This is a genomic window from Bradyrhizobium sp. Ken01 (genome assembly GCF_055807355.1).
The window spans coordinates 1-2494 of record NZ_JBVVPC010000118.1 but is presented as its reverse complement, the minus strand read 5'-3'; the positions used below and the strand labels follow the sequence as shown (position 1 = coordinate 2494).

Genomic DNA, 2494 nt, shown 5'->3' with positions numbered 1-2494 from the left:
ACGGTTTCCCGATTCTGGAATCCCCAGATGCCGCTCTGAGTCAATCCGCCGCACCAGATATGTGCATGCCCTAGGGCCTTCGCCGGGACGACACCGGAATGTCAGGCGCCACCTCACCCCGCCTTCCCCAGATGCTCCAGCGCGTCCTCCGCTCGTAGCGGCACCCGCGACGCCTCGTTGTTGAGATCGACGAGCTGCACCAGGAGCCCCATCAGCGCCTTGCGGTCCGCCGGCTTGAGCGGCTCCAGCATCCGCGCCTGGGCGCGTTCGACGGCGGGGATGATGTCGCGCAGGATCGCCGCGCCTGACTTGGTCAAATAGAGCAGCTTGATCCGCTTGTCTTCCGGCGCCGGCCTGCGCTCGACGAAATCCTTGGCCTGAAGCCGCTCGATGACGCTGCCGAGCGTGGAGCGGTCGAAGGCGATCACCGCCGACAGCCGCGTCGCATCGATGCCGGGGTGGGTGTGGATCGCGATCAGCGCCGCGTATTGCACCGGCGTGAGGTCGAACGCCTTGCATTCCTCCATGAAGATCGAGACCGCGATCTGCTGCATGCGCCGGAACAGATAGCCCGGCGCGGCATAGACCGCGTCAATCGTGATCGGAGGCGGCTTACTCGGCATCGGGCTGCTTCTCCGGCGCGGCGTTGACGAACGCCGGCAGCGCCTTGGCGGCAGCTTCCGCCTTAAGCAGACGCGGATAGGCGGAGACGTCGACGCCAAAGCGGCGCGCATTGGCGAGCTGCGGCACCAGGCAGAGATCGGCGAGCGTCGGCGCATCGCCGAAGCAGAACGGGCCCGGCTCGGTCCTGATCAGGGTTTCACAGGCCGCGAGGCCCTCGCGGTTGACCCACGCCGCCCAGTCCTGAACCTTCTCCTCGGCAAGGCCAAGCTCGCGCAGCCGCGCCAGCACCTTCAAGTTCTGTACGGGGTGAGTGTCGCAGGCGACCGCCAACGCGAACGCCCTGACCTTGGCGCGCTGCAGCGTATCCCTCGGCAGCAGCGGTGGGTTGGGGTGGGTTTCGTCGAGCCATTCGATGATGGCGACGGACTGGGTCAGCACTGCGCCCGCATCGTTCTCCAGCGCGGGCACCAGGCCCTGCGGATTGATGGCGAGATAGGCGGGCGCGCGTTGCTCGCCCTTGCGAAGGTGATGCGGCAGGTGCTCGGCACCGAGACCCTTGAGGTTCAGCGCGATCCGTACCCGGTAGGCGGCGCTGGAGCGGAAATAGCCGTGCAGCTTCATCGGAACCCTCCCGTTTCGTTCTTGTTCGCACGTTGACGCTACCTAGATCGTAAGTATACTGTCAATCAACAAAACGACGGGAGCCGCACCATGGAAGCCGTGACCAAGACGCCGGAACGCGAGGCATTCTACAAGAAGATCGACGGCGAGAATCTCACCGCGCTCTGGACCGTCATGAGCGATTTGATCACGCCGGAGCCGAAGAGCGCCTGCCGGTCGCATCTGTGGAAGTTCGACATCATCCGCGACTACATGACCGAAGCCGGCAAACTGATCACGGCGAAAGAAGCCGAGCGGCGCGTGCTGGTGCTGGAAAATCCCGGCCTGCGCGGGCAGTCGAAAATCACCACGTCGCTCTATGCCGGCGTGCAGATGGTGGTGCCGGGCGACGTCGCACCCGCCCACCGGCACAGCCAATCGGCGCTGCGCTTCGTGCTCGAAGGCAGGGGCGCCCACACCGCGGTCGACGGCGAGCGCACCGCGATGGAGCCCGGCGACTTCATCATCACGCCGTCGATGACCTGGCACGATCATTCCAACGAGACCGATCAGCCGATGTTCTGGCTCGACGGCCTCGACATTCCGCTGGTGCAGTTCTTCGACTGCTCCTTCGCGGAAGGCTCCAACGAGGACCAGCAGAAGATCACGAGACCGGCCGGCGACAGCTTCGCGCGCTACGGCCACAATCTGCTGCCGGTCGACGTGAAGCGGAGCTCGAAGACCTCGCCGATCTTCAGCTATCCCTATGCCTACACGCGCGAAGCACTGGAGAAAGCCCGCACGAGCCAGGAGTGGGACGCCTGTCACGGGCTGAAGCTGAAGTTCAGCAACCCCGAGACCGGCGACTTCGCGATGCCGACCATCGGCACTTTCATCCAGTTGCTGCCGAAGGGCTTCAAGACCGCGCGCTATCGTTCGACGGACGCAACGGTATTCTGTCCGATCGAAGGCCACGGCCGCACCCGCATCGGGGAATCGACCTTCGAATGGGGCCCGCGCGATTTGTTCGTGGTGCCGAGCTGGCAATGGGTCACGCACGAGGCGGACATGGATGCGGTGCTGTTCAGCTTCTCGGATCGCCCCGTGCAGCAGAAGCTGGATCTGTTCCGGGAGGATCGCGGGAACGCGTGAGCCGGGCGTGCTAACACATACTCAGTGTCGTCCCGGCGAAGGCCCTAGGGCATGCACATATCTCTAAGGCTCCATCCTGCTGCAACGGCGTGGAAGTATTCGAGGCCGTTTTTAAAGG

3 protein-coding genes are annotated in these 2494 nt (G+C 64.5%); 1 reads left to right on the top strand and 2 read right to left on the bottom strand.

Annotated features, from left to right (window positions below; translation table 11 throughout):
* Positions 1-113 precede the first annotated feature (113 nt).
* Positions 114-623 carry a MarR family winged helix-turn-helix transcriptional regulator gene (locus tag AC0L3S_RS38895; protein ID WP_247817983.1) on the bottom strand — a complete coding sequence of 170 codons (510 nt, stop codon included), beginning with the start codon at positions 621-623 and terminating at the stop codon, positions 114-116.
* Positions 613-1245, bottom strand: a complete 633-nt coding sequence (maiA, locus tag AC0L3S_RS38890) for a maleylacetoacetate isomerase (protein WP_473285226.1) — start codon at positions 1243-1245, stop codon at positions 613-615. Before maiA ends, AC0L3S_RS38895 begins: the two co-directional genes overlap by 11 nt.
* A gap of 90 nt (positions 1246-1335) precedes the next feature.
* Between maiA and gtdA the strand changes: the two genes are divergently transcribed.
* The gene (gene gtdA / locus AC0L3S_RS38885) at positions 1336-2376 is read left to right on the top strand and encodes a gentisate 1,2-dioxygenase (RefSeq protein WP_473285224.1); all 1041 of its coding nucleotides are present in this window, start codon (positions 1336-1338) and stop codon (positions 2374-2376) included.
* Positions 2377-2494 lie beyond the last annotated feature (118 nt).

Coding starts and splice junctions, on each gene's coding strand:
- gtdA (WP_473285224.1), top strand. CDS start 1,336: ATGGAAGCCGTGACCAAGACGCCGGAACGCGAGGCATTCTACAAGAAG.
- AC0L3S_RS38895 (WP_247817983.1), bottom strand. CDS start 623: ATGCCGAGTAAGCCGCCTCCGATCACGATTGACGCGGTCTATGCCGCG.
- maiA (WP_473285226.1), bottom strand. CDS start 1,245: ATGAAGCTGCACGGCTATTTCCGCTCCAGCGCCGCCTACCGGGTACGG.